Source organism: Anaerotignum faecicola (genome assembly GCA_024460105.1).
Classification (GTDB): Bacteria; Bacillota; Clostridia; order Lachnospirales; family Anaerotignaceae; genus JANFXS01.
On the sequence record JANFXS010000003.1, the window covers coordinates 330273 to 349810 of the forward strand.

17 protein-coding genes are annotated in these 19538 nt (G+C 39.4%); 2 read left to right on the forward strand and 15 right to left on the reverse strand.

Annotation, left to right across the window (positions count from 1 at the left end; all coding sequences use genetic code 11):
- The first annotated feature begins 12 nt into the window (after window positions 1-12).
- A complete protein-coding gene (locus NE664_06480) occupies window positions 13-924 on the forward strand; it encodes a MerR family transcriptional regulator (protein MCQ4726308.1) in 912 nt (303 codons plus the stop codon).
- Between the two features lie 155 nt (window positions 925-1079).
- On the opposite strand, the gene NE664_06485 is transcribed toward NE664_06480, so the two are convergent.
- The 7 genes from NE664_06485 to NE664_06515 form a co-directional block, all read right to left on the reverse strand.
- Window positions 1080-1541 (reverse strand): DUF1097 domain-containing protein, encoded by a 462-nt coding sequence (locus NE664_06485; GenBank protein ID MCQ4726309.1) that lies wholly within the window; start codon window positions 1539-1541, stop codon window positions 1080-1082.
- A 29-nt stretch (window positions 1542-1570) separates the two neighbouring features.
- Complete coding sequence (hydA, locus tag NE664_06490) at window positions 1571-2950, reverse strand: dihydropyrimidinase (protein ID MCQ4726310.1); 1380 nt, start codon at window positions 2948-2950, stop codon at window positions 1571-1573.
- Between the two features lie 87 nt (window positions 2951-3037).
- Window positions 3038-3427 carry a hotdog fold thioesterase gene (locus NE664_06495; protein ID MCQ4726311.1) on the reverse strand — a complete coding sequence of 130 codons (390 nt, stop codon included), beginning with the start codon at window positions 3425-3427 and terminating at the stop codon, window positions 3038-3040.
- 22 nt (window positions 3428-3449) lie between these two features.
- Window positions 3450-3893: a beta-alanyl-CoA:ammonia lyase gene (locus tag NE664_06500; GenBank protein MCQ4726312.1), complete on the reverse strand. Its 444-nt coding sequence runs from the start codon at window positions 3891-3893 to the stop codon at window positions 3450-3452.
- A 16-nt stretch (window positions 3894-3909) separates the two neighbouring features.
- Window positions 3910-5088 (reverse strand): CoA transferase, encoded by a 1179-nt coding sequence (locus NE664_06505; protein MCQ4726313.1) that lies wholly within the window; start codon window positions 5086-5088, stop codon window positions 3910-3912.
- 706 nt (window positions 5089-5794) lie between these two features.
- Window positions 5795-6802 carry a type I glyceraldehyde-3-phosphate dehydrogenase gene (gene gap / locus NE664_06510; GenBank protein MCQ4726314.1) on the reverse strand — a complete coding sequence of 336 codons (1008 nt, stop codon included), beginning with the start codon at window positions 6800-6802 and terminating at the stop codon, window positions 5795-5797.
- 199 nt (window positions 6803-7001) lie between these two features.
- On the reverse strand, window positions 7002-10769 hold the full coding sequence (locus tag NE664_06515) for a phosphoribosylformylglycinamidine synthase (GenBank protein ID MCQ4726315.1): 3768 nt from the start codon (window positions 10767-10769) through the stop codon (window positions 7002-7004).
- 204 nt (window positions 10770-10973) lie between these two features.
- On the opposite strand from NE664_06515, the gene NE664_06520 reads away from it, so the two are divergent.
- On the forward strand, window positions 10974-11342 hold the full coding sequence (locus tag NE664_06520) for a zinc ribbon domain-containing protein (protein MCQ4726316.1): 369 nt from the start codon (window positions 10974-10976) through the stop codon (window positions 11340-11342).
- Here the strand turns inward: NE664_06520 and sigE are convergent.
- The 8 genes from sigE to murA form a co-directional block, all read right to left on the reverse strand.
- Window positions 11339-12076 carry an RNA polymerase sporulation sigma factor SigE gene (sigE, locus tag NE664_06525; GenBank protein ID MCQ4726317.1) on the reverse strand — a complete coding sequence of 246 codons (738 nt, stop codon included), beginning with the start codon at window positions 12074-12076 and terminating at the stop codon, window positions 11339-11341. The two genes, NE664_06520 and sigE, sit on opposite strands and share 4 nt — an antisense overlap.
- Window positions 12077-12088: 12 nt before the next feature.
- The gene (locus NE664_06530; protein MCQ4726318.1) at window positions 12089-12970 is read right to left on the reverse strand and encodes a sigma-E processing peptidase SpoIIGA; all 882 of its coding nucleotides are present in this window, start codon (window positions 12968-12970) and stop codon (window positions 12089-12091) included.
- A gap of 393 nt (window positions 12971-13363) precedes the next feature.
- Window positions 13364-14749 carry a VWA domain-containing protein gene (locus NE664_06535; GenBank protein ID MCQ4726319.1) on the reverse strand — a complete coding sequence of 462 codons (1386 nt, stop codon included), beginning with the start codon at window positions 14747-14749 and terminating at the stop codon, window positions 13364-13366.
- Between the two features lie 303 nt (window positions 14750-15052).
- Window positions 15053-16198: a cell division protein FtsZ gene (gene ftsZ / locus NE664_06540; protein MCQ4726320.1), complete on the reverse strand. Its 1146-nt coding sequence runs from the start codon at window positions 16196-16198 to the stop codon at window positions 15053-15055.
- 181 nt (window positions 16199-16379) lie between these two features.
- A complete protein-coding gene (locus NE664_06545) occupies window positions 16380-16733 on the reverse strand; it encodes a small basic family protein (GenBank protein ID MCQ4726321.1) in 354 nt (117 codons plus the stop codon).
- 8 nt (window positions 16734-16741) lie between these two features.
- A complete protein-coding gene (locus tag NE664_06550; protein MCQ4726322.1) occupies window positions 16742-17473 on the reverse strand; it encodes a DUF881 domain-containing protein in 732 nt (243 codons plus the stop codon).
- A 21-nt stretch (window positions 17474-17494) separates the two neighbouring features.
- Window positions 17495-18265, reverse strand: a complete 771-nt coding sequence (locus NE664_06555) for an FtsQ-type POTRA domain-containing protein (GenBank protein MCQ4726323.1) — start codon at window positions 18263-18265, stop codon at window positions 17495-17497.
- Window positions 18262-19527, reverse strand: a complete 1266-nt coding sequence (gene murA, locus NE664_06560) for a UDP-N-acetylglucosamine 1-carboxyvinyltransferase (GenBank protein MCQ4726324.1) — start codon at window positions 19525-19527, stop codon at window positions 18262-18264. The genes NE664_06555 and murA overlap by 4 nt, the downstream gene beginning before the upstream one ends.
- Window positions 19528-19538 lie beyond the last annotated feature (11 nt).

Sequence of the window (19538 nt, forward strand, 5' to 3'; positions counted from 1 at the left end):
AGAGGTGGAAAAATGACAGACAAGCAATTTTACACAATCGGCGAAGTTTCCGAACTGTGCGATATCTCCTCGAAAACACTCAGATATTATGATACAATTAACTTAATTGTCCCTCAGCAGAGGGATACCGACAATAATTACAGATACTACACAAAGGATCAGCTTTTAACAATCCTTACAATTAAAAACCTCAGACGCTTCGGTTTTTCACTTAAAGAAATAAACGAAATTATTTCAGCCGGAAACCCTCAGCTTATTGAAAGTTCAATTGAAAAGAAGCTTGTCGAAATAAAAGAAGAAATTTATGAAATGACGCTTCAATATACAGAAGGGCAATATTTTTTGCAAAGATTAAAAAAAGGTGTAAATATATTAAAAAATCATGACAAAGTTAAAAACTACCGTCATGACGGCATGATACTTGAATCCCTGCCCGAAATAAACTTATTTTTTAACAGGCAAATTATGAAAAACTATAAAAACGCCGAAATGAGCCTTGATCGCTGGCGGGATATAATCAGTGAAGCCGCAAAACGCCGGTTAAAAGTCTGCGGTTCTATATTTGTAACTTTTTTAAATGAAAATCCTCTTGATAAATTCCTTCTCCAAGACAGTTTTGTAGAATTTGCAATACATGTTGAAAACAGTATACAAAACAGTCCTGAATTTCGCAAACTCGGTTTTCCTCTCGCACTGACAATGATACATATAGGGCCTTACAATACAATACTTAATACATATGTCGAAATGATTAACTGGATAAAATCGAATAATTACGAAATATGCGGCTATTGCACAGAGGAATTTATAATTTCGCCTCTCGATGTAGCAGACGAAGCAAGCCATATAACAAAAATATATATACCAGTAAACAAGATACCGGAATTTTCTCCTTGCACGAAAAAGAAAAATAAAAAGGCATGATATAAAAAATCCAGATTTCTATCATAAATTAGAAAGCTGGATTTTTTCAGCATAGAACTGCCGCACACGGGTATATACGGCAGCCTATGTTATTAATTGCGCCGTATGGTTGAAGGGTAAATATACAGCGCCAAGCCAAGCGTTTTTTATTTAAATTAGTTTTCTTCTTTCTTTCCTGCTACTTTAAAAAGCCACTGCCCGGATTTGTCACATGCAAGCCCCAATATAATACCGCAGAGTATTGACGGTATTATCATAGGATCTCCGTTAGCTGCAAATGTTGAAAATGATCCGAAAAATGTTCCGGGTATATACGATAACAGTTTAACTTTATTCTGTACGCACATTAAATATGTCGCAACTATAGTAACAATAATGCTTGCAAAGGGGAATGTCAGTATCCCTCCAAGCTTAATTGAAATCATAGCGTAAGCAACGCCGCTCATAGTACAGCATATGCATGATATTACGCCCTTTAAGCCTTTATCAGGGCATGCAAAATAAGATGTGCATCCTGAAAACCCTGCCCAGCCTAAAAACCCGATAATACCTGCCGCCCATGTCCATGCTCCGCATAAAATTGCAGTTGTCAAGCCCAAAGCCACAATACTACTCATATCACACCGCCTTTATGGGTTACATTAGGTTACATTATTTCGCCAATACCGCGTTTAATATATTTGCCGCGTTTTTCTTCACCGACATATTCGCCGTTTTCGGCAATAATATCGCCCCTTGATAACGTCATTACTGGATATCCTTCAAGTTCAAATCCTTCATATGATGTATAGTCAACGTTTTCATGCATCATTGATTTCGTAATTGTAACTTTCTTTTCAGGATCAAATATAACAATATCGGCGTCGCTTCCAACTGCTATGGTACCCTTCTGAGGATACATTCCGTATATTTTAGCCGGATTCGTAGATGTAACCTCAACAACTTTCTGTAATGAGAGGCCATGTTTAGGTCCATATGTAAACATAAGAGGAATCCTTGCCTCAATTCCCGGAGCGCCGTTTGGTATTTTTGCAAAGTTGTCAATGCCAAGGCGTTTTTGTTCTAAGAAGAACGGACAATGGTCTGTAGCTACAGTCGATATAACGCCGTCTTTAATCTGTTTCCAAATATAATCCCAGTTTTTCTTATCCCTTAACGGAGGGGACATTACATATTTTGAACCGCCGAAGTCTGGTTCCTCATAATTATCTTCTGATAAAAGAAGATACTGAGGGCATGTTTCAGCCATAACTTTAATTCCTTTGTCCCTTGCTTCTTTGATCCTGGAAATAGATTCCTCGCATGTGTTATGCACAATCATAAGAGGGGCGTTTGTCATTTCCGCAAGCTTGATAGCCCTGTTGGCCGCTTCGCCCTCGCATTTTGCAGGCCTTGAAACGGCGTGATATTTAGGTTCGACTTTTCCTGCCGCCAAAAGTTCTTCTGTTAAATGTTTGATTACATAGTAGTTTTCGCAGTGAACGCCAACAAGCGCATGACATTCCGCTGATTTTTCCAATATCTTCATAAATGCTTCGTCATCAACGCGCATTCCGTCGTAAACCATATAAACTTTAAAGCTTGTTACGCCTTCTTCCATCATTTCAGGAATTTCTTTAATGGCATTATCGTCGCAGTTTGTTATAGCAATATGGAAACCATAATCGATACAAGCTTTTTCCGCTTTTTCTTTCCATATCCTGAGCGCGTCTGCCAAAGTGCCGCCGCCCGGCTGAACGGAAAAGTCAATAACGGCTGTTGTGCCGCCTATTGCAGCCGCCTTTGAACCGGTCTGGAAATCATCGCTGGAAAACGTTCCGCCGAAAGGCATATCCAAATGTGTATGCGCGTCAATACCGCCCGGAATAACGTATTTATTTTTTGCATCTATTACTTTTGCGGCATCGTCGCCTATAGCTGTAGAAATCTCAACAACTTTGCCGTCTTTAATACCGATGTCGGCCTGATAAATATCAGAAGCAGTTATAATAGTACCATTCTTAATAATTACATCGTATTTGCTCATACAATCATCCTTTCATAAACCAGATAATAAAATAAAATTATAACAGCAGCTATTTCAAATGCGTATTAAACGCATTATCCATCATTATCATTCACGCGGTTCATACCAGAATACAGCCGAGGTAGATAAAACAGGTTTCTCAAGTACATCGATAGAACTTTCAAATTCCGGATTTTCAGGTATTTCCGCTATTTTAAACGAACGGCATTCAATCCTTGCCGCCTTTCCCTTAACTTCCGTAATTCTTGCTATAAACTCCAGATAATCTCCGGCAAAAACAGGCGAATGTAATCTGACAGTTTCGACTTTTATACACCTTGCTGTCTTTCTGAAAGCTTTTGCCATTATCCTTTCAGCCAAATCTCCCATATATGTAATAGACCTTGCGCCGTTTACAACTCCGCCGCCATAAAATACATCTCTGTCCGACATCCTATAGCGCATAGTTTCCGTAAATTCTTTTATTTCCTGATCCATTTTATATTCCTCCCATAAATTATCAGATTTCAAACCATGGATCGTTTACAATACCGTCAGGCTGGACGCCCCTTTGCAAATGTTTTTTTACAACAAGCGTAACTTTCCCTTCAGTAATAAGTTTAGGCTCGTCATAATAAAAAATATCGCTGTCTTTCGCGCCTTCGATTCCAAGCCTTTTTGCTTTAGTAGCAACTTTAAACGTTTGTATAAGGCATGTTCTTGAAGTATTTCCTATATTAAGCATAGTTGCTTTAAAATTAAGCATATCTCCTACATAAACGTCTTCAAAAAATTTAACGTCGTCATATCCAAGACACAGCGACTCATCGCCGTCGTTTAATATCATAAGTTCCGTTTCAACGTCGCCTATAAAGTCAAACTGCCTTCCTATGGGAACTATGCCTTCGGCATTATTGGCGTCGGCCGTTGTCATATTATAGCTCAAAAAAGCTTCCCTTCTCATAAAAATACTCCTCCGATTATAAAATTCCTTCCTTTTTCATTTCTTCCATTTCTTCGTCTGTAAGTCCGAAAACTTCCTTATTGTGCTGGCCCAAAAGAGGAGCCGGCGTATCTACGCTTCCCGGAGTTTTTGAGAGTTTTACAGGGCATCCCTGAAAATACATATCCCCTATTGTCGGATGCTCCATATGCACCATCATTTCCCTTGCTTTAATATGCGGATGATCAATAGCTTCCTTCATATCCAAAACCGGGCCGCACGGAATTCCCGCTTTGTCAAATATATCCTCTATTTCTTTTTTTGTACGTTCCTTTGCCCATTGCCTTATACCCTGCTGCAAACCGTTTTTATAATTCTCGCATCTCAAATCGTTAGTCAAATATTTAGGATCATTAATCCATTCGGGCCTGCCGATCTCATTGCAGAAAATTTTAAACAATTTGTCGTTTCCAACGCCTATTGATATAAATCCGTCCTTTGCCTCATAGATGTCAAAAGGCGCAATAGAAGGATCAATATTTCCTTGGCGCTGCGGTATAACATTTTTCATTGTCGTTATTACAATAGCGTTTTCAAGCAGACTGAAAAGCGTATCAACCATTGAAACGTCAACCTGTTGGCCTTCTCCCGTTTTTTCTCTGTGATATAAAGCCATTAAAATCCCTACGCACAGATAAATGCCCGTAACATTATCTCCTACTGAGGATCCTACCTTTGTAGGTACATTTTCCGGAAACCCTGTCAAATTTACCATACCGCTCATTGACTGGGCAACAATATCATAGCATGGGCGGTTCGAGAGGGGGCTGTTTTGTCCAAACCCCGAACCCGATGCATATATTATCTTTGGATTTATTTTTTTGAGCGTTTCATAATCAACTTTTAGTTTATGCGCTACTCCTGCCCTGAAATTTTCTACAACCACATCTGCATCCTTAACCATATTATAGAAAATTTCACGCGCCTTTTCGTTTTTTAAATTTAGGGTAACGCCTTTTTTATTTCTGTTTAAGAAGGCATAAAACCCGCTTTCACCGCTTTTTTCATCAATAGGTCCCCACGTTCTGCATTGATCCCCTTCAGGAGGTTCAAATTTTATTACATCAGCCCCGTTATCAGCCAAAAGCGTTGTACAAAAAGGGCCGTTATACGCATGTGTCAAATCCAACACTCTTAATCCCTTTAATGCCTTCATAAATGTTCCTCCAAATATTAAGCATAAATCACTTTTAATATTTTTCAATACTTTTTTATAAATTATTTGTAACTTTTAATTTATTTAATTTCATTATAGGCTATACTATATATAGAAAGTAAATAATAACTTTTGATTTTTATTATTTTTTTTATCAAATTATTTCATAAACTATCCCACGGCAGAACTTAAAATACGCCTGCAACCGCTAATTAAAAATATGTATTAAGCCGATATTCTTCTTAAAAATCCATGTTTATATATGTAATCCCTATATTTTTAATGTATTTAATCTATATATATAATTAAAATCATACGAAAAAACATTCCCCCAACTGTAATGTTTTACAACCTCAATTGTTCATAAATTCCACTGTTCCAAGACAATATGCTTTACGCCTCATACCGCATACTTCCTTTCCACACCAATTAATTTTTAAATTCCCATTTAAAATAATATATCAAGCTTAATATCAAAATTATTTATCTGACGTTTATGCAATAATGCGTACATTTCTCAAATATACAGCTATTCTCATATTTTTTATTTCAAAAAAAACCGCCTCTTGACTAAAAAATTCTTTTTTGTCAAAGAAGCGGTTTGAAAATCATTGTCATAGCAAGGTATGGCTTAATTATTCATAATTCATAAGCCTACTGGCACTTTGCTTATATCTTTTCATATGCGCATAACATAAATTTTAAATTATTGGGCGTCAACCTTAGCCATATGGCATACTAAATCAACAACCTTGTTTGAATAGCCCCATTCGTTGTCATACCAACTTACAAGCTTAACAAAATTATCATTTAAAGCAATACCGGCTTGGGCGTCAAAAATAGAAGTTCTGGGATCTCCGAGGAAATCGCTGGAAACAACCGCGTCTTCCGTATATCCGAGTATGCCTTTAAGAGGTCCTTCGGAGGCCGCCTTTACGGCATATTTAATTTCTTCATAGGTTGCCTTTTTCTCAAGCCTGCATGTAAGGTCAACAACAGAAACATCGATTGTAGGAACACGGAAACTCATGCCTGTAAGTTTCCCGTTAAGCTCCGGAATAACTTTGCCTACAGCTTTTGCCGCTCCCGTTGAAGAAGGAATAATGTTCGCCGCAGCAGCGCGTCCTCCCCTCCAGTCTTTTTTAGAAGGGCCGTCAACGGTTTTTTGTGTAGCAGTTGTTGAATGAACTGTTGTCATAAGGCCTTCAACAATGCCGAACTTATCATGAATAACTTTAGTTAAAGGCGCAAGGCAGTTTGTAGTACAAGAAGCGTTTGAAACGATGTTCATATCTTTTGTATATTTATCATTATTAACGCCCATTACAAACATAGGCGCGTCTGCTGAAGGAGCTGAAATAATAACTTTTTTAGCTCCTCCTTCAAAATGTGCTTTTGCTTTGTCCGTAGTAGTGAACGCTCCGGTTGCTTCGACAATATATTCAGCCCCGGCGTCTTTCCACTGTATAGAGGCAGGATCCATACATGCAAATACAGTTATTTCCTTTCCGTTAACAACAAGCTTGCCGTCTTTCGCAAATACATCGCCTTTAAATTTTCCCTGCGCCGAATCGTATTTCATCATATAAACCATATATTCCGGATCGACAAACGGATCGTTTACCGCAACAACCTGGACGTCGTCCCTTTCAAGAGAAGCGCGGAGTACAAGCCTGCCTATACGGCCAAAACCGTTAATACCTACTTTTACCATGTGAATTACCTCCTAAAATTTTATTTTTACTTTAAATATGCTATCCACAGATATTTTTAAAAAACCAATCCACAAATACCATATTGTCAGCAGTTTTTTCTTGCTAAATTTACAATAGAGAACGCTAAAAGCGCAGCCGAAACCGCTAATGACACTGAACTTAAAACTAAAGCAGTAACTTTCATTAATATGCCTCCTTCTATTTAAAATATGATACTCCGGATTCAAAAATTTTCTGGTCTTTGTTTCCAGTTACGTTTTTATATAAACCGTTTCCGATTCTTTCAGAGTGGCACATTTTTCCAAGCACCCTTCCGTCAGGGCTTGTAATTCCTTCAACAGCCATTATTGAACCATTTGGGTTAAACTTTATGTCATATGTTGCTTTGCCTTTTTTATCGACATATTGTGTCGCGACCTGTCCGTTTGCGATAAGCCTCTTCAATTCTTCTTCAGGCGCTATAAACCGGCCTTCTCCATGAGAAACAGGCACTGTATGAATTTCGCCGCAGCTTGTTCCCCAAAGCCATGGTGAAAGTGTCGAAGTAATTTTTGTATCAACAAGACAGCTTACATGCCTTCCGATTGAATTATATGTTAAAGTAGGGCTGTTTTCATCAAGATCCCTGATTTCGCCATATGGAACAAGACCGAGTTTGACAAGCGCCTGAAAGCCATTGCATATTCCAAGCATAAGACCGTCGCGGTTTTTAAGCAAATCCATAACGGCTTCTTTTACATAAGGGTTCCTGAACACGGCGGCTATAAATTTACCCGAACCGTCTGGTTCATCTCCGGCGCTGAAACCGCCGGGTATCATAATAATCTGGCTGTTATTAATTTCTTTAACCATTTTTTCTATTGACGCTTCGAGAGCCGTTACAGTCATATTGGCTACAACAAGAGTTTTTGTTTCGGCTCCGGCCTTTTCAAATGCCCTGGCCGTATCATATTCACAGTTAGTGCCCGGAAAAACAGGTATAAATACCTTTGGTTTAGCGGCCTTAATTGCAGGCTTTGCAAAATTGAAATTCTCAAAAGGTTTAATTTCAGGATTTCCAATTTTACTGTTTTTAACCGTTGTGGGGAATATTTTTTCAAGAGTTCCTTCCCACGAATTAAGCGCTTCGGAAAGTTCGATTTTCGTATCGCCTATTATGATGCTTTCATCTTCGGCAGTCTTTCCGATTATCTTGGCGTCAAGGCCCATAAAGTCTATTACTTTTGCGTTAGATATTTCAAGTACAAACGAACCGTATGCAGGCCTGAAAAGGTTAACAATGTCTATTTCGTCCTCAGATACAAAACCTATACCGTTTCCAACGGCCATTTTAGTGATTGCCTCTGCAATACCGCCGTTTCTTACAGTATGGGCGGATATGCAAACGCCTTTTTTAATAAGGGAGGTTACAAGGCTGAAAAGTTTTTTTGCATATTCAAAATCAGGCAAATCATATTTATCAAGTTTCATAGGAAGATAAACGACAGTATTCCCGGCATTTTTAAATTCCGGCGAAATAATATCGTCAACTTTTGCCGTATCGACTGCAAACGACACAAGTGTCGGCGGCACTGACATATCCATAAATGTGCCGCTCATGCTGTCCTTTCCTCCGATAGCCGCAACGCCAAATTCCATCTGCGCCCTGAAAGCTCCGACAAGAGCCGCAAAAGGCTTGCCCCATTTAACAGGATCCGTTCCGAGTTTTTCAAAATACTCCTGAAACGTAAGCCTTACTTTTGAATATTCCCCTCCTGCTGCAACAATTTTTGAAAGGCTTTCAATAACCGCATACACAGCTCCGTGGAACGGGCTCCATTTTGATATCTTGGGATTATATCCGAAACTCATAAGGGTAGCCGTTGTCGTTTCTCCCTTAAGAAGCGGTATCTTCGCCGCCATAACCTCCGGCGGAGTAAGCTGGTTTTTGCCGCCGAAAGGCATAAGTACGGTTCCGGCGCCTATTGTTGAGTCAAATCGCTCAACAAGCCCTTTCTGGCTTGCCGTATTCAAATCCGATATGTTTTCAAGCCATGCTTCTTTTAAATTTGAATTTATCAGCCCCTCGCTGACAACAGGCGTTTCAAAGTATGATGATTTTTCAGGAGAAGCAACTTTGATGGAAATTCTTTGCTTTGCGCCGTTTGTATCGAGAAAATCCCTTGAAATATCAACAATATTCTTTTCTCTCCATTTCATTGTGAGCCTTCTGTCATCTGTTACAACCGCAACGGGAGTAGCTTCAAGATTTTCCTCTTCTGCAAACTTAATGAATTTATCAACATTTTCCTTTGCAACTACGACAGCCATTCTTTCCTGGCTTTCGGAAATTGCAAGCTCCGTACCGTCAAGCCCTTCATACTTCTTAGGCACGGCGTCCAAATCTATTGTAAGGCCTTCGGCAAGTTCCCCTATCGCAACGGAAACGCCTCCGGCTCCGAAATCGTTGCACCTTTTTATCATAACGCTTACTTCAGGATTTCTGAAAAGCCTTTGAAGTTTCCTTTCTGTCGGCGCATTTCCCTTTTGAACCTCCGCGCCGCATGTTGTAATCGATTCAAGCGTATGTTCCTTTGACGAACCTGTAGCCCCGCCGCATCCGTCACGTCCGGTACGTCCGCCCGTAAGAATTACAACGTCGCCTTTTTCAGGAGATTTCCTAATAACATGCTCTTTTTTGGCCGCTGCTATAACAGCCCCTATTTCCATTCGCTTTGCAACAAATCCATCGTCATATATCTCAGCCACCTGGCCTGTTGAAAGCCCAATTTGATTCCCGTATGAACTGTATCCCCTTGCCGCTTCAGTCACAATCTTCCTTTGCGGCAGCTTCCCTTTAATCGTATCTTCAACCTTTGTCCTCGGATCGGCAGCCCCTGTTACACGCATCGCCTGATAAACATAGCTCCTTCCGCTTAGCGGATCTCTTATAGCTCCTCCAAGGCATGTGGCGGCGCCGCCGAACGGCTCTATCTCTGTCGGATGATTATGCGTTTCATTTTTAAACATAATAAGCCATTCTTCTTCAATACCGTCAACATCTACAGGCACAACTATGGAGCAGGCATTTATTTCTTCAGACTGATCAAGATTATCAAGAGTACCGTTCATACGCAGCGCTTTCATGCCGAGCACTGCAATATCCATAAGGCAGACGTCTTTTTCCTTATCCCCGTAAACGCGTTTTCTTTCATCCATATAATATGAATATGCCTTTTCAACAGGCGTTTTATAAGCCCCGTCTTCAAACTCAACATTTTCGATCTTTGTCTGGAATGTCGTATGGCGGCAGTGATCTGACCAATAAGTGTCAATTACGCGTATTTCCGTAGCAGTAGGATTTCTTTTCTCAACGTCCCTAAAATATTTCTGGCAAAACAGCATGTCCTCACTGCTCATTGCCGTTTCAAGTTCATTCCTAAGAGCAATAATTTCTTCTTCAGTCTTATCGATAAACCCTTCAAAGCTTGCTACATCATCAGGAACGTCCATTTTCATTGCAAGCGTTTCCGGTTTTTCCAGCGAAGCCTCACGGCTGTCCACCGGATTTATACAGTAACTTTTTATTTTTTCAAAATCACTTTCGCTGATATTTCCTTCAAGCACAATTACTTTCGCAACCGCTATTTCAGGCCTTTCCTTCTGGGATATAATCTGCACGCACTGCATGGCGGAATCCGCCCTTTGGTCGTACTGTCCCGGCAGGTATTCAACGGCGAACACTCTTGCTCCGTCCTCAACAGATATTTCTTCTTCATAAACTATATCAACGGGAGGTTCTGAAAAAATAGTCGGTTTGGCGGCCTCATAAATTTCTTCCGAGATACCTTCAATATCATATCGGTTAAAAACCCTAACGCCGATAAGCGAGGTAATCCCGAGGTTTTCCCTTATATCAGAAAGAAGGCTTGAAGCTTCAACGTCACAGCCTTTTTTCTTCTCAATATAAAGACGTTTTATATTCATTTTCACATTCCCCTTTATATGCATAATTTACTTATTAAACAGCATCATTGTTTATTATTCTACCACATATAAACAAGCATGTAAAATATTATCGGCAAAATTAATTCATAATCTTTAAAACCTATATCGATAAATATATAATTAATTTCAAAAACGGTTTTTTTATGGTATAATAATGGCTAAAAATACTGCGGAGGTGAAATAATGTTCTTTTTAATAGCAGTTATGCCTGTTGAAAAAAGGCTTCCTTATCCCTTTAGCGGGATATGCCAAACATGTGGAAAAGTATGCGGTTATGAAGTGTATATGAGCGCGTCATGCCTAAGCTTGTTTTTTATCCCATTAATAAAATTCGGGAAAAAATATATTGTTAAAGTCGACTGCTGCCAAAATGTATATCTGCTTAATAAAGAAAAGGGGCGGAAAATTGAAAGAGGCGAAAACGTTATGATAAACGAAAATGACCTCACGCCGTATATCGGCGACTTTTCAATCCGCCGCTCCTGTCCAAACTGCGGGTATGAAGTTGAAGAAGATTTTATACATTGCCCTAAATGCGGCAAAAAGCTTTAAACCATTTTATTAATTTCTTTTTTAAGCCTGCTTATTATTCTTTTTTCAAGCCTTGAAATATAGCTTTGCGATATTCCCAAAAGGTCGGCAACTTCCTTTTGGGTTTTTTCTTCGCCATTGTCTGCAATGCCAAAACGCATGGAAATTATTTTCTGTTCTCTTCTGTTTAATTTCTCCATTGCTTTTTTGAGCAGCATCTTATCAACTTCGTCCTCAATATCCCTGTATATTACGTCGCTGTCAGTTCCCAAAATATCGCTCAATAAAAGTTCGTTTCCTTCCCAATCCACATTAAGCGGTTCGTCAATGGATACTTCCGTTTTTATCTTTGAATTTCTTCTCAAATACATAAGTATCTCATTTTCAATACATCTTGAGGCATATGTCGCAAGTTTTATCTTCTTTTCCGTCTTAAATGTATTTATGGCCTTTATAAGGCCGATAGTTCCTATAGATATGAGATCCTCCACATTAATTCCCGTATTTTCAAATTTCCTGGCTATATAAACGACAAGCCTCAAATTCCTTTCAATTAACACGGCCTTAGCGCTTTGTTCTTCCTCCGTGCCCAGTTTGCCTAGAACAGCCGTTTCTTCGTCAGCCGTAAGCGGCGGCGGAAAAACATCGTTTCCTCCTATGTAATAGATGTCTTCAATATCCCTGTTTTTCAGACGATTGTATATTTCGCCGCAGTCGTACTTGAGCCTGAAGAAAAAATATTTTAAACATTCCATTTTATATCCTCCTTATCCCTCTAATATACAGGGGTTAATTATTCCGCTAAAGCTTCCGCTACCGCTTAAATTTCCGTTATATACAGCCACAACGGCATTTTTAATCGTTGTTTTTTCAATTCCGAAGAACTCCGCATAGTCCAATTTATATGCTGTAAGGCTGCCGCTTTCCGTTCCCAGTGAAGAAAACGGGACAAGAAAAAAACGGCTTAATTCTTCATCGTTTTTTATTAAATCCCGTATTTTTTCAGGACTGGCTTTTTTTAAATACAAAAGCTGTGTTTCGGCGCTCAATATATCCCTAACAGCCCTAAATTCAGCTATAACTATTTTTCTCCCCAACGAATCCTCGGACAAAAAGTTCCCCGTATCCATAAGCACAGTAAACTCAACCCATCTCCCATTTAAGTATAACTTAGCAGTACAAAAGTCCCGCCTTTTTGTGACGGAAGAAACAATTACTCCTCCAATCAGCTTTACAACTGTATAAAATACAGCTGTAAGGACTGCCATAAGTTTAAACGAAAAAGCTCCGATACCGGCAGAAATTATTCCGTATACATCAATAAAATTAAACGCTGCAATAAACGCTCCTCCCACAATAAATGAAGCCAGGACAGAAAAAGCAAACGTCCTGAAAAATATTTTTGCTTTTTGCGGTTTAAACACAATCAATATTGAAATGCCAACTGAAATAATCCCGCATAAAGCGTTCGATAAAACGCCCCTGACGGCAAAAACAACAAAAAAGCAATAAATAAAAGCTCCGGCCGTCCCACCTGCCGCAATCCTTATTAACTTTACCTTCCTCCTGTCCAATACCGATGTTATCCACAATATCAGCGTATCCATAAATACATTAACTAAGAAAAGCACATCAATATAAATTTCCATATCAACACCTGCCATAATGTAATTATAGGATAAGCAGAATACAAATTTTGTAAAATATACGTTTAAATTTTTAAAATTTTATTCTATATTAAATGTTTTTATCCCAACTTACCTCAAAAAAATTCACAAACCCACTTTAAACTATTAAAACTGTACGCCTGTATAAATAAATGTTCAGCATATTTCCAAATAACGTCTATTTATCAATCTACGCTTTGTTTTGCGATTTATATATTCCATTCATAAAAAATTAAATTGCCGCCGCCTTAACTATTAAAACCATCAAATAAAAAAGGCGGAAAATATCCGCCTTCGAGCACAATAATTTATAAAAAAATATTTATCTTTCGACTTACGAACTTCAGCATTGCGGAAATGCCGAAAACTTTTTAACTATAATACCGTGATAACCGATTCGCAGCATCTATAGTCAGTATCAATATTATGGGCAATTAAACGTACATTTAAATTCCTCGTCATGCACATAGACGTCGAACCTGCGCTTGATACGTTCAGGCTTTCAGGCAATACGAACTTAACGCATTTAACAAGCACATCCCTGCATGTAGGATAATTGTGTGCTGGTATCACTATTGTTTTTAAACCGCGCTGGTATTCATTTCCGGTTGAATCAACTTCTGACAAAATTACGGCAAGAGCAACCCTTTTCCCGGGGCAAACATTTTTAACCGTAACATCAACCTGTGCAATCCTTCCCTGTGATTCAAGATAGGTTTCGCCCAAATCTACTACAATGGAATCGCTGCATCCCGACATCTCAATGCTTACGGGAACCGGGCAAGGTTCGGGATTAACAACAATACCGCAATCGACCAAAACAGAAGGCGTTGGGAATGTAACGGCATTACCTTCACTGTCTGAATAGTCAATAGAACTGTTTATAAGTTTTTCGCCTGAACTGTCGGCAACATGTTTAATAAAGAATTCAAGCGCCGCTCCTTCGTTCCCTGAAACGCCTAATTCAGGGATTGTCCATCTTATGGTTGTATCATTAACTATTACTGCAGTGCCTTTCGTAGGCGCCGGCATGTTTATAATGGCAAAATCTGAATTTATAACTTCATTTATTACTATATTAGTTGCGCCGGGCTTTGAAATATTCTGTGCCAGATCCTCAAAAAGATCCTCAAGCTCGTCGTCATCGGGAGTAACGGCAACATGCGATGCGTCAGGATCTGTAGCCCAGTCGTTCAAAACATTTACATCAATGCCGTCCGAACCAATCAAACCAATACAATATATTATTATTCCCGAAGCCCTGGCTGCCGCGGCTACCGGAGAAGGATCCGGTCCCTCCGTAGTTTTGCCGTCTGTAAACATCACAATCACTTTTGCATTGGTTGAAAGAGGATTGAAAAGCCCCATGGCCTTTGCAAAAGCATCGGCATGATTAGTTGATCCGCCTGCCGTTATTGAGTTAACGGCATTTTTTAACGTCTGTACTGAAGTAATCAGCTGTGCGTTTACAGTTGCAGTATCTGCAAAACTTACAATGCCGATATGACTGCCTCCGCCAATATTCCCGTCTTGAGAATTATCGGTTGCTTCATCAATGATGTCAATGAACTTTTCCGCTCCGAGCTTCATGTTTTCAAGCGGAACTCCGGCCATACTTCCCGAACGATCAAGCACCAGTACAATATCCGTTGGATTTTCGGAAATATCCGGCGCCGCCGATAAAGCCAGCGTTACTTTAAGCGTCCCATTACAGTCAATTTCAGTTAAATCAATCTGCTTATTAGAATTTGTTATACCCATATTGCTCATCCTTTTTATAAGGCTAATAGCCTAAATGATATATAACCATTATATGGGACTTGTCCTAATTTGTTACTTTTTTTGAAAATAACAGTTTCTCACAACTAATGCCTGTAATTTCTTATAATATATTTCCTCTTTATAAAATATATAAAATTTACTGATAACGCCGAAATGTCTTTATATTTCATTCGTATATTTATACTGTAGAAACTTTTAGTTTTCATAAATATACAATTTATTAACTATATAAAAAAGAGAAACTCCATAAAGAGTTCCTCAAAAAATAAACAATATATAGTTTTAGAATGACTTTCTTTTTTTAATAAAGTCAGGTATTATTATATCGTCGTCATCAAAATCAGTTTCAATCGGTTTAAATTCGGGCTGACGAGACCTCTGCTGCTCTGCACCGCCATGCTCCATACTGTCCTGAACATTCCTTTCGCCGTTTGACGAACCAAAAAGTTCACGGATATTTCTTGAAGGAAGGCCTTTAACATCGTCAAAACCGGTAGCAATAACTGTAACAACCATTTCATCTTTAAGATTTTCATTAATCGTAGTACCGAATATAATTTCAGCTTCGGGATCAATGTTTTCCCTGATAAGGGTAGCCGCTGCATCAGCCTCAAGAAGCCCCATATCCACGCCGCCGCTGACATTAATAAGAACGCTTCTGGCGCCGTCGATTTTAGTTTCAAGAAGAGGGCTTTGTATTGCGGCTTTAGCTGCATTTTCAGCCTTATCTTCACCTTCGCCGTGTCCGATGCCCATGTGGGCAACGCCTTTATCTTTCATAATAGTTTTAACATCGGCAAAGTCGAGGTTAATAACGCCCGGTTTAGATATAAGATCCGAAATTCCCTGGACGCCCTGCCTTAAAATCTCGTCAGCTTTCCTGAATGATTCGATTAATGTCGTTTTTTTATCAATAATGCTTAAAAGACGCTGGTTCGGTATAATAACTAATGTATCAACAATTTTTCTTAACTCCAAAATTCCTCTTTCGGCGTTGTTCATCCTTTTTTTGCCTTCAAACTCAAAGGGTTTTGTAACAACGCCTACCGTTAATATTCCAAGCGCTTTTGATATTTCAGCGATTTTAGGCGCCGCGCCTGTTCCTGTGCCTCCTCCCATGCCGGCAGTAATGAACACCATATCTGCCCCATTAAGCACTTTGGAAACTTCTTCTTTAGTTTCCTCAACGGATTTTTCACCGATATCCGGATTTCCACCCGCCCCTAGTCCTTTGGTAAGCTTTTCTCCTATTTGTATCTTTGTTTCAGCTTTAGATTTTGACAGATCTTGAACGTCTGTATTTACAGCGACGAATTCAACGCCGGCCATATTATCTTCAATCATTCGGTCAACGGCGTTGTTTCCTCCGCCGCCAACGCCAACTACCTTTATCACTGCCGCATTGCCTTGATTAATAAACTCAAGCACTGCATACCCCTCCCAACGTCATAATTGATTAGCTTGTCTTATATTATACCGTAAACTGCACGAAATTGCTATACCAAACTAATGTATGTTTAATAAAATTAATACAAATTTAAACTTTTTTACAGCCTAATCTGTATTATACTATAAACAAGTATAAATGGGCTATACTTTTCTAAAATAATTATGTATTATTATTAGTACCTTTTTCGCCTTTATTCAGCAGATCCCGTCTGATACTTGAAAAATTGTTGAATATCCTCGAACCGAATACAACAACCGCCGCTATTGAAAGCTGTATATTAAGCTGTTCCCCGAGGAACACAAGAAGCGTGGCCAAAACGGCATTGCTGAAAAATCCGGTCATAAAAATAGCAACGTCAAATTTGTCCTTCAAGATACTTCTTACGCCTCCCAAAACAGTATCGGCGCATGCAAGTATTCCAATAGCTATATAGCCCGAATAACCTGAAGGGAATATGTATGGGCAAAGTATGCCTAATATTATTCCAACAGCCAAACCGATAACAGGAATTATAATCATGCTTATCCCTCCGTACTCACATTTTTCGCTTCTTTAAAAACAAACTGCTGCTGATATGCCGGGATTTCAACCGTTTCAAGCTTCTTAATAAGTATTTCGATTCCCCACGGTTTAAGCGAATCTACAACCCCTCCAGGAAATACAAGAGCCGCTTCAAGTATATCAGGATCGCCTATTGCCGTAATTACAAAAGGAGCCGCAATTTTAACATCGTTAACGTTAACGACCGATCCGGCGCACCTGACTGCGCTTGTTGAAACAATCCTCTGCCCGTTTATGGCTATAGCTTCGGCGCCTGCAACATTCAACTCATTAAGTATCGAAAGTATATCCTCCGCATGCACAAGAAATGCGTCTGAACTGACTCCATCGCCGCTTTGCCCCGCTTTCGGGCTGTCATTTATAGTAACCGAAACACCGCGTCCGCTTACGTCGGTTAATCCCGCAAACATTCTAAGCTTATTGTTTTCTTCAACTATAAGGCTCAATTCTTCATTATCTTCAGCTATAAAATTTTCATATTCTTCAATTTTTTCTTCTTTTTCCTCTAAGCTTTGTTTCAGCGTTTCATTTTCAGCAACGGCATTATTAAGCTTTATTGAAAGCTCGCTGACACGCTGTATATCCTGCGCGGTAATTTGGCTTCTTACCGTTTTAAACTGAATCCCGATAATCGTCCCAAGTATAACGCATACAACAGTAATTGAAACTATGCCATGTTTAGCTTTACTCACGTTATCATCTTCCTTTGCTATTTAAGTCAGATATTTAAAAACAATAGGCTTGCTTAAATCGCTTAAATCCAGCGTGCCTCTGTCATTTTCTGGGATTTGCTTTATAACCTCGGACATTGTGCGTATTTTTTCGTCACAGTTTGTCCCATCGCCTAAATTAATTTCAACTTTCCTTACATAAGCCATAATTTTATTTGTATCGCTTACATCAATCCTTACAACTGTATCAAGCATATCATACTTTGTCATCACCTGCGCAATTGTAACAATTATATCGAAAGCCTCCGGATTTTCACAATCTATCTTCTGCCCAAGGCTGAAACTGTTAAAAGCCAGCCCTGTTACAACAGGCAGCGGTTCAGTAACGGCTTGATTAATTTCCAGTACGCGCCCGTATTCGTCTATGTAAAGGTAAGAGCCCATGTACGGAACATATCCTCTTACCCGTCTTTCATCAATAATAATATCAACTTTGTCCGGCAAAGTTCTATTAATGCGGACAGATTCTATATATACATTTTCTTTAAGCTTATCTTCGGCTTTTCCTGTTGATACGCTGAAAATATTAATTCCCGTATTTATGCCTGTAATTTCACAAATCTCGTCTGCCGTAAATTTTTTAATGCCGTTGACATTCACTTCCCTGACTGTAAATAAAGGTGAAAAAAGTATCGACGAAACAGCTCCGGCAACAACAATAAAAAATAACAGCGTCTTTCCCGCCTTAATTTTTTTCCTGCCCTTGTTTCTGCCTTTAAATTCATCTGTTAATTCATTGCGCATTTTTTTCATACGTTAATCTCCGGTGAAAATTTAATATCTGCTCCAAGCGCCGCAAGGCTCCCGTCAATATTTTCATAACCCCTTTCAACGAAATGGGAGTTTTGAACCACCGTTTCTCCCTTCGCGCCGAGCGCCGCGGCAATTAATGCCGCCCCTGCCCTTAAATCCGTTGCCGAAACCGATGCCCCGTTAAGTTTCCTTACTCCTTCAACTATAGCTACCCTGTTTTGCGCCGTTATTTTTGCGCCCATTTTATTGAGTTCAGAAACGTGGTTAAACCGATTTTCGAACATCGTTTCAATTATAATACTTGTTCCTTTGGCTATTGTCAACATCGACATTACAATGGGCTGCATATCTGTAGGGAAATTAGGATAGACTCCGGTCCGTATAACGGACGCCGGTTTTATCTTTCTCGGGGATTTAAAATAAATACCGCCTTTTTCCGCCTTAATTTCACACCCACAATTACTAAAAATTTCTACAGTTTTACACATGTGAAGCCAATTTGTATTTTTTAAAAAAATTTTTCCTTTTGTCATTGCAGCGGCCGCCATAAATGTTCCGGCCTCGATTCTGTCCGGTATAACCGAATATTCTCCGTCATTAAATTTACTGCATCCTTCAATAAAAATCACTTGCCCTCCGGCCCCTTTAACTTGAACGCCAATAGATTTCAAATAATCCTGAAGAGCGACTACTTCCGGTTCCCGGGCCGCATTGTGTATAACAGTGCGCCCCTTTGCAAAAACGGCCGCAAGCATAATATTTTCCGTGGCGCCGACACTTGCAACAGGCAGATAAATACTTGTTCCTGTAAGTGTTTCGGCTGTACAGCAAATAGAATCGTCGTTTTCTTCAATTTTCGCACCAAGTTCTTTCATAGCGTCAAGATGTATATCTATGGGCCTTCTGCCTATGGAACACCCTCCCGGCCTGCAAATTTCGCTTCTGCCCCATTTTCCAAGCATAACTCCCATAAAAAGTATTGAAGAACGCATTTTTCCCGCCGTATCTTGACATATGCCGCAATATTCGGCATTTTTTGAATTAACAATAACAGTTTTGCCTTCCCTGCTAATTTCGCATCCAAGATCTTTTAAAATTTCCAAAGTCAAAGACACGTCTGTAATATCAGGGCAGTTATGAATTATGTTTTCTCCGCTGTTTATTAAGGCCGCGCTTAAAATAGGGAGAGCCGCATTTTTGCTTCCGTTAATAAATACTTCGCCGCTTAGCTTCCTGCCGCCGTTAATAATATATTGGCCCATGAAAACCACCC

Excerpts from the sequence above, each read along its gene's own strand:
- NE664_06480 (MCQ4726308.1), top strand. The coding sequence starts at position 13 with ATGACAGACAAGCAATTTTACACAATCGGCGAAGTTTCCGAACTGTGC.
- NE664_06485 (MCQ4726309.1), bottom strand. The coding sequence starts at position 1,541 with ATGAGTAGTATTGTGGCTTTGGGCTTGACAACTGCAATTTTATGCGGA.
- hydA (MCQ4726310.1), bottom strand. The coding sequence starts at position 2,950 with ATGAGCAAATACGATGTAATTATTAAGAATGGTACTATTATAACTGCT.
- NE664_06495 (MCQ4726311.1), bottom strand. The coding sequence starts at position 3,427 with ATGGATCAGGAAATAAAAGAATTTACGGAAACTATGCGCTATAGGATG.
- NE664_06500 (MCQ4726312.1), bottom strand. The coding sequence starts at position 3,893 with ATGAGAAGGGAAGCTTTTTTGAGCTATAATATGACAACGGCCGACGCC.
- NE664_06505 (MCQ4726313.1), bottom strand. The coding sequence starts at position 5,088 with ATGAAGGCATTAAAGGGATTAAGAGTGTTGGATTTGACACATGCGTAT.
- gap (MCQ4726314.1), bottom strand. The coding sequence starts at position 6,802 with ATGGTAAAAGTAGGTATTAACGGTTTTGGCCGTATAGGCAGGCTTGTA.
- NE664_06515 (MCQ4726315.1), bottom strand. The coding sequence starts at position 10,769 with ATGAATATAAAACGTCTTTATATTGAGAAGAAAAAAGGCTGTGACGTT.
- NE664_06520 (MCQ4726316.1), top strand. The coding sequence starts at position 10,974 with ATGTTCTTTTTAATAGCAGTTATGCCTGTTGAAAAAAGGCTTCCTTAT.
- sigE (MCQ4726317.1), bottom strand. The coding sequence starts at position 12,076 with ATGGAATGTTTAAAATATTTTTTCTTCAGGCTCAAGTACGACTGCGGC.
- NE664_06530 (MCQ4726318.1), bottom strand. The coding sequence starts at position 12,970 with ATGGAAATTTATATTGATGTGCTTTTCTTAGTTAATGTATTTATGGAT.
- NE664_06535 (MCQ4726319.1), bottom strand. The coding sequence starts at position 14,749 with ATGGGTATAACAAATTCTAATAAGCAGATTGATTTAACTGAAATTGAC.
- NE664_06555 (MCQ4726323.1), bottom strand. The coding sequence starts at position 18,265 with ATGAAAAAAATGCGCAATGAATTAACAGATGAATTTAAAGGCAGAAAC.
- murA (MCQ4726324.1), bottom strand. The coding sequence starts at position 19,527 with ATGGGCCAATATATTATTAACGGCGGCAGGAAGCTAAGCGGCGAAGTA.